The sequence below is a fragment of the Ideonella sp. genome, assembly GCF_036277275.1.
In the GTDB taxonomy this organism is placed as follows: domain Bacteria; phylum Pseudomonadota; class Gammaproteobacteria; order Burkholderiales; family Burkholderiaceae_C; genus Ideonella.
Genome location: NZ_DASUNH010000001.1, coordinates 73,697 through 81,195 on the forward strand (window position 1 = coordinate 73,697; position 7,499 = coordinate 81,195).

Annotated in this window: 7 protein-coding genes; 2 read left to right on the forward strand and 5 right to left on the reverse strand. The window is 65.9% G+C overall.

Annotated features, from left to right (window positions below; all coding sequences use genetic code 11):
- Positions 1–124 precede the first annotated feature (124 nt).
- Positions 125–2,491: a penicillin-binding protein 1A gene (locus VFY73_RS00300; RefSeq protein WP_329715898.1), complete on the forward strand. Its 2,367-nt coding sequence runs from the start codon at positions 125–127 to the stop codon at positions 2,489–2,491.
- A 109-nt stretch (positions 2,492–2,600) separates the two neighbouring features.
- Here the strand turns inward: VFY73_RS00300 and cyaY are convergent, their stop codons facing one another.
- Positions 2,601–2,954, reverse strand: coding sequence for an iron donor protein CyaY (gene cyaY / locus VFY73_RS00305; protein WP_329715899.1), 354 nt, complete (start codon positions 2,952–2,954; stop codon positions 2,601–2,603).
- A gap of 22 nt (positions 2,955–2,976) precedes the next feature.
- On the opposite strand from cyaY, the gene lptM reads away from it, so the two are divergent.
- Complete coding sequence (gene lptM / locus VFY73_RS30395; RefSeq protein ID WP_414654347.1) at positions 2,977–3,174, forward strand: LPS translocon maturation chaperone LptM; 198 nt, start codon at positions 2,977–2,979, stop codon at positions 3,172–3,174.
- Between the two features lie 113 nt (positions 3,175–3,287).
- Here lptM and VFY73_RS00310 read toward each other — a convergent pair whose 3' ends face one another.
- Genes VFY73_RS00310 through VFY73_RS00325 form a run of 4 tightly spaced genes read right to left on the reverse strand, consistent with a single transcriptional unit; the run spans position 3,288 to position 7,192 of the window.
- On the reverse strand, positions 3,288–4,280 hold the full coding sequence (locus VFY73_RS00310; RefSeq protein WP_329715900.1) for an oligopeptide/dipeptide ABC transporter ATP-binding protein: 993 nt from the start codon (positions 4,278–4,280) through the stop codon (positions 3,288–3,290).
- The gene (locus tag VFY73_RS00315; RefSeq protein WP_329715901.1) at positions 4,277–5,257 is read right to left on the reverse strand and encodes an ABC transporter ATP-binding protein; all 981 of its coding nucleotides are present in this window, start codon (positions 5,255–5,257) and stop codon (positions 4,277–4,279) included. Before VFY73_RS00315 ends, VFY73_RS00310 begins: the two co-directional genes overlap by 4 nt.
- Positions 5,254–6,192 carry an ABC transporter permease gene (locus VFY73_RS00320; protein ID WP_329715902.1) on the reverse strand — a complete coding sequence of 313 codons (939 nt, stop codon included), beginning with the start codon at positions 6,190–6,192 and terminating at the stop codon, positions 5,254–5,256. Before VFY73_RS00320 ends, VFY73_RS00315 begins: the two co-directional genes overlap by 4 nt.
- 16 nt (positions 6,193–6,208) lie before the next feature.
- A complete protein-coding gene (locus VFY73_RS00325) occupies positions 6,209–7,192 on the reverse strand; it encodes an ABC transporter permease (protein WP_329715903.1) in 984 nt (327 codons plus the stop codon).
- Positions 7,193–7,499: the final 307 nt, after the last annotated feature.

Consider the following 7,499-nt stretch of genomic DNA (forward strand, 5'->3'; position numbering starts at 1 on the left):
TCGACTGTGACAAGCCGTTCACCCGAGAAAGCAGGTGTGTGCTGACGACCTGTTCGACCGGCGCCATATTGGCGGCCGGATATGCCCTCATTTCTATAATCGGCCGGCCCATCGCAGGAGCCCCATGAGCGAAGCCGACCGCGCCGATTCCACTTCTTCGTCCCCTTCAGGCGGCTCCACAGCCCGACCATGGTGGTCGGCGCCGGTGCGTTTGGCACTGGGCGGGTTGGGCCTCGTCGGCGCCGGTTTGCTGGTGATCCTGATCAGTGCAGCCATCGCACTGGCAGTCGCCTACCCCAACCTGCCAGAACTGGACTCCGTCACGGATTACCGCCCACGCCTGCCGTTGCGGGTGGTGTCGGCCGAAGGCGAGTTGCTGGGTGAGTACGGCGACGAGCGCCGCACTTTCACGCCGATCGGTGAGATCCCCAAGGTCATGCAGGATGCGGTACTGGCTATCGAAGATGCCCGCTTCTATCAGCACCGCGGCGTCGACTACATCGGCGTGATCCGCGCCGGGCTGGCGCAGTTCGGCTCGATCGGCAGCCAGGGTGCATCCACCATCACGATGCAGGTGGCGCGCAACTTCTATCTGTCGACCGAAAAATCACTGACGCGCAAGCTCTACGAGATCCTGCTGGCGCTGAAGATCGAGAGCCAGCTCAGCAAGGACCAGATCCTCGAGCTGTACATGAATCAGATCTACCTGGGCCAGCGGGCCTACGGCTTCGCCGCCGCGAGCGAGATCTACTTCGGCAAACCCTTGAAGGACCTGAGCGTCGCCGAAGCGGCGATGCTGGCCGGCCTGCCCAAGGCCCCCTCGGCCTACAACCCGATCGCCAATCCGCGCCGGGCCACCGTGCGCCAGCAATACATCATCGACCGCATGCTGGACAACGGCTTCATCACCGCCGAACAGCATGCCGAAGCCAAAGCGCAGGAGCTGAAGTACCGGGTGCCCACCGACCTGCCGGTGCACGCCGAGTACGTGGCCGAGTTGGCGCGGCAAATGATCTACACCCAGTATGGCCCCGAGGCCTACACCCGCGGCCTGCAGGTGCAGCTGACGGTGCGGGCCGCCGACCAGATGGTCGCCTACCGCGCGCTGCGCAAGGGCCTGATGGACTATGAACGCCGCCAGGTCTACCGCGGCCCGGAGGCTTATGTCGACCTGCCGGCCGACCCGAAGGCGGTCGATGCGCGTGTGGCCGAAGCGCTGGCCGATCACCCCGACAACGACGAACTGAAAGCCGCCGTGGTGCTCGAAGCCGGTCCGAAGAAGGTCGTGGCAGTGCTGCAGTCGGGCGAGTCGGTCACCGTCACCGGCGACGGGCTGAAGCCGGTCGCCTCGGGGTTGGCCGCCAATGCCGATGCCAAGCGCCAGATCCGACGCGGGGCGGTGGTGCGAGCCATCAAGAACGCCAAGGGCGACTGGACGCTGACTCAGCAGCCTGAGGTCGAAGGTGCGTTCGTGTCGATCGAGCCCGGCACCGGAGCGATCCGGGCCATGATCGGCGGCTTCGATTTCGGCAAGAACAAGTTCAACCACGTGACCCAGGCTTGGCGCCAGCCCGGCTCGAGCTTCAAGCCCTTCATTTACTCGTCGGCACTGGAGAAGGGCTTTACGCCGGCCACCATCGTCAACGACGCGCCGCTGTTCTTCGACGCCGGCTCCACTGGCAGCCAGCCCTGGGAGCCAAAGAACTACGACGGCACGTTCGACGGGCCGATCCCGCTGCGCCGCGCGCTGGCACGATCGAAGAACATGGTGTCGATCCGGGTGCTGCAGGCGGTGGGCGTCGACTACGCGCGTGACTGGGTCACCCGCTTCGGCTTCGATCGCGAGAAGCACGAACCTTACCTGACGATGGCTTTGGGAGCCGGCTCGGTCACGCCGATGCAGATGGCCACCGCCTACAGCGTGTTCGCCAACGGCGGCTACCGCGTCAACCCCATCCTGATCGCCCGCATCACCGATTCCCGCGGCAAGGTGTTGCACCAGGTCGATCTGAAGGCTCCCGACGAATCACAGCGGGTGATCGACGCCCGCAATGCCTTCTTGATGAACAGCCTGATGCAGGAGGTGACCCGCTCCGGCACCGCGGCGCGCGCGCAGGGTACGTTGAAGCGGCCGGATATTTACGGCAAGACGGGCACCACCAACGACGCGATGGACGCCTGGTTCGCCGGTTTCCAGCCGACGCTGACGGCCATCGTCTGGATCGGCTACGACACGCCCCGCAAGCTGGGTGATCGCGAAACCGGCGGCGGCTTGTCGCTGCCGGTGTGGATCGAATACATGGGCCAGGCCCTCAAAGGCATTCCGGTCACCGAGGCACCGGCCCCCGAAGGCGTGATCAATGTCGCCGGTGAGTGGTACTACGACGAATACAGCCCGGGCCAGGGCGTGACGACGCTGGGCGTCGAAGAGATGACCCCCGAGTCGCCGACCGAAGACGAGAAGAAGGGGATCCTGGACCTGTTCCGGTAGTGGCGCCCAGCACACTTCTTGCCCTGTCGCTGCTCCAAAGGGAGCTCTTGCAGCGGGCCGGCGGGGCCGGCTCCGAGCAAGCGACTGGAGGCCGGCGGCGCTCTGCGCGTCAGACGGTGGGGCTGAAGGTCAGGGGCTTGCCGGCCTGGGCGCTGGCCTGCTCGGACAGGCGCTGAAAGAAGTCCACACCGTCTTTGGTGTCCAGCCACTGGCCTGAAGGCTGCAGCCGGAAGTGGTAACCGCCGGCTTTGGCGGCGAGCCACAGCTCGTGCAAGGGCGGCTGGGTGTTGATGATCAATTTGCTGCCGTTGGGCAGCGCGAGTTCGAGCAACCCGCCAGTACGATGGCCGTCGATGTCGATCAGGTCCTCGTCGAGCCAGCGATCGATCTGAGCTTCGATCGCTGCAAGTGCAGCGGCCGCGCGCTCGTGGTATTCGGCATCGGTGAAGGCGAAATCAGTCATGGTCGTCGGTACACTTCGCGGCATGCCGTACCGCGCCGCGTCGAGTGTAGTGGCGCCCGCCAGGCGCCTTGGGGCCAGGGTCTTGCTGGGCGTTGCCGTGCTGGCCTTCGGCCTGGCAACGCTGGCCGGCTGCGGCCAGCGTGGTGCACTGGTCCTGCCACCCGCCACGAAGGCGGCGCCGGCCCCCGCCGCCTCACCGGCATCCGCACCCGCCCGCTGATCCCTCTTGGTTTGCAGCCCCGGTGATCACGTGGCACCGGACTGGCTGCCATGAACGCCCGCTGATGTGGCCTGCGGGGTGCGCATCAATGATGTGAAGGCGCCGGCAGGCGCTCAGAGCCGGCCCTCTTCCACCGCGTGACAGGCGATCTGGATGCCTGCGAGGCTTTGCCAACGTGGCCGCTCCTGGCTGCAACGCGCATTGGCGTGCGGACAGCGCGGATGGAACGCACAGCCGCTGGGTGGATTCAGTGGGTTCGGTACTTCGCCTTGCACCGGCGTGCGCGCCCGTCCACTCATGTGCAGGTCGGGGATCGCGTCCAGCAGCATGCGCGTGTAGGGATGGCGCGGTGACCCGAACAGCACCGCCTTGGGCGCCAGTTCAACCAGACGCCCCAGGTACATCACGCCGACAAAGTCACTGACGTGCCGCACCACCGCCAGGTTGTGCGAAATGAACAGATAGGTCAGACCGCGCTCACGCTGCAGGTCTTTCATCAGGTTCAGCACCTGAGCCTGGACCGACACGTCGAGCGCGGACGTCGGCTCATCGCAGATCAGGAACTCCGGCCGCGTGGCGAGCGCGCGAGCGATCGAGATGCGTTGGCGCTGGCCGCCGGAGAACTGATGGGGGTAGCGACCAGCGTCGGCTGCCGCCAAACCCACCGCGCGCAGCAGCGCCTCGACCTGGTCGGACACCTCGGCCTTGTCCTTCACCAGCCCGTGCTCACGCAGGGGTTCGGCGACGATGTCCTTGACCCGCCAGCGAGGGTTCAGGCTCGCGTACGGATCCTGGAAGATCATCTGCATGCGCCGCCGCAGCGTACGGGCCTGCGAGGAAGCCAGGGTCTGTTGCGTCGGCTGTCCATCGAACAGCACCTGGCCACGACTCGGCGCATGCAGCCCGACCAGCAGCCTTGCAACAGTGCTCTTGCCGCAGCCGGATTCGCCCACCAGTGCCAGCGTGCGACCAGCCTCGATGCCGAAGCTGACGCCATCGACGGCATGCACCAAGCGGCGCGGCTGACGCTCGACCACACGATTGAGCCAAGGGGCCGACACGTCGAAAACCTTGGCCAGGTCCTGCACTTCGACCAGCTGGCTCATGCGACGGCTCCCGCGTCATGCAACCAACAAGCCGCGCGGGTGGCTTGCGCCTCCATCAAGTCGGGCCGCTCGCGCATGCAGCGCGGCATCACCTGCCCGCAGCGCGGATTGAAGGCGCAGCCCGGCGGAATCGCATTCAACCGCGGCATCGCGCCATCGATCTGCGCCAGGCGTTCGCGGTCATCGTCCATCGCCGGTATCGACCCCATCAAACCTTGTGTGTACGGGTGCGCCGGGTGGTGGATCACCTGCTGTACAGGGCCAATCTCGACCACGCGGCCGGCGTACATCACCGCCACGCGATCGCAGGTCTCGGCGATCACGCCCATGTCGTGCGTCACCAGCATCACCGCCGCCCCGTGCTCGCGTGCCAAGCGCCGCAGCAGCGCAATGATCTGCGCCTGGATCGACACGTCCAGCGCGGTGGTCGGCTCATCGGCCACGATCAGCCGCGGCTCCGCAGCAAGTGCCAGCGCAATCACGACCCGCTGGCGCATGCCGCCCGAGAACTGGTGCGGATACTGGTCGATGCGCGCCTCGGGCGCCGGGATGCCGGTCTGGCGCAGAAGATCGATCGCCCGTTCACGCGCCTGCACGCCCGACAATGGCAAGTGCGTCCGGATTGTCTCGACCAGTTGGTGGCCAATCGTGTACAGCGGGTTCAGCGACGTCAACGGGTCCTGGAAGATGGCGCCGATCTGCCGGCCGCGCACGCGGCGCATCTCGGACTGGCTCAGGTTGTCGATGCGACGGCCGTCCAGGCATATCTCACCCGCCGCGATGCGGCCAGGCGGCTCGAGCAGGCCGATGATGGCCGAGCCGGTCAACGACTTGCCGGCACCGGACTCGCCGACGACGCCGAGGATCTCCCCCGGCGCGATCGAGAAGCTGACATCGTCCAGCGCCAGCAAAGTGCCACGCCGAGTCGGAAACTCGACGCGCAGGTGGCGGACTTCAAGCAGCGGAGACTGGCTCATTGCAAACGGGGGTTCAGCGCGTCACGCAGCCAGTCGCCCAGTAGGTTGACACTCAGCGCCAGGATCATCAGCACCGCGCCCGGAAAGACGGTGATCCACCACATGCCCGACAACAGGTTGTCATTGCCGATGCGGATCAAGGTGCCCAACGATGGGCTGGTCGGTGGCACGCCGACACCGAGAAACGACAAGGTGGCTTCGATGATGACCGCCGCGGCAATGTCGATCGTTGCCAGCACCAGCACCGGTCCGGTCACGTTCGGCAGTACATGGCGCCACATGATGCGCAGCGGCGCCACACCGATCACCCTTGCCGCCTGCACGTAGTCCTTGTGGCGTTCGACCAGTGTCGAGCCCCGCACGGTACGAGCGTACTTGACCCAACCGGTCAGTGCGATCGCCAGGATGAGCACGGTGAATGCCACCGTGTCATGCGCATGCGGAAAGAGCGCACGGCCGACACCATCGATCAGCAAGGCGATGAGGATGGCCGGGAATGACAGCATCACATCGCACACGCGCATGATGAAGGCGTCCACATGCCCGCCGGCAAAACCGGACAGCAACCCCAGGGCCACGCCGAACAGCAAGGACAGCGCGACAGCGGCCAAGCCGACAAGCAACGAGATGCGCGCCCCGTACATCAGCGCGGACAGGATGTCGCGCCCTTGGTCGTCGGTGCCGAGCAGGAAGGTGGCGCGGCCGTCCGGCAACCAGGCGGGTGGCAACTGGGCATCGGCCAACTCGATCGTCGACAGATCGAATGGGTTGTGGGGCGCCACCCATGGAGCGAACACCGCACAGAACGCGCAGATAAGCACGAGCAGCGCGGCAACCTGCGCCACCGGCGAGCGTCGGAAGCTGTACCAGAGGTCACCCTCGAGAAACCGGCGCCAAGCGCTGAGCGGCGGCACCGCATCGGAAACAGGGCTCATGGGAGGACCGGCCAGGTCAATGCGCCGCCACCGCACGATCGACCCGCAAGCGCGGGTCCACGGCGAAGTACAGCAGATCCACCACCAGGTTGATGGTGACGAAGATCAACGAAATCAGGCACAGGTACGCCGCCATCACCGGGATGTCGGCGAACTGCACTGCCTGGATGAACAGCAGGCCCATGCCCGGCCACTGGAATACCGTCTCGGTGATGATCGCAAACGCGATCAGTCCGCCGAGCTGCAGGCCGGTGATGGTCATCACCGGCACCAGCGTGTTTTTCAGCGCATGGCCGAAGTACACGGTGCGGTCGGTCAGGCCGCGCGCGCGCGCGAACTTGATGTAGTCGGTGCGCAGCACCTCGAGCATCTCGGCACGCACCAGCCGCATGATCAGCGTCAGCTGGAAGATCGACAACGTGATGGCCGGCAGCAGCAGGTGGCGCCATCCGTCGATGGTCAGCAGACCCGTCGCCCATGCGCCCAGGTTGACCAGCTCGCCGCGGCCGAAGCTGGGCAGCCAGTTCAGCGTCACCGCGAACAGCAAGATCAGCAGGATGCCGATCAGGAAGGTCGGCAGTGACACGCCCAGCAGGGAAAAACCCATCAACAGTTGGGCGAGCCAGGACCCGCGCCGCAGCGCCGCCATGACGCCCATCGGGATGCCGAAAAGCAAAGCGATCAGTGCCGCGACGAACGCGAGCTCTAGCGTGGCCGGGAACCGCTCGGTGATCAGCGTCGACACCTTGCGTCCCTGGCGCAGGCTGAGGCCGAACTCGCCTTGCACCGCGTTGCCAACGAAGCGCGCGAACTGAACGACCGCGGATTGATCGAGCCCCAGATCGGCGCGCAGTTGAGCGCGCTGCTCGGCGGTGGCCTCTTGTCCCATCAGGTTGGTGACCGGATCGCCGACATACTGGAACAGCATGAACGCGATCAAGGCCACCGCCAGCATGACGATCACGGCTTGGGCCAGGCGGCGAATGATGAAAGCAAGCATGCAGGGTGGGTGGTTTCGCAAGCGGCGTGCCCATGCCGGTTGGGCAGTCGGGCGCGTCGAGAAACCGCCGGATCAGCAGCTCGACGGGCGCAGTGTAGCCGTGCGACCTTCTGCTTGGCCCCGGCGTTTGTCCCAGGCGGCCGAAGCGGATGCACCATGAAAAAAGCCGCCCGAAGGCGGCTTTGCATTCCGGGTCGAGCCGCGCAAGCGCAGCCGACGATCAGAAGTTGTGCTGGATGCCCAGATCGTAGCCGTTCTTGCTCTCCTGGCCAATCGTCGCGCTGCCACCGATCTTCGCCACGTCGGC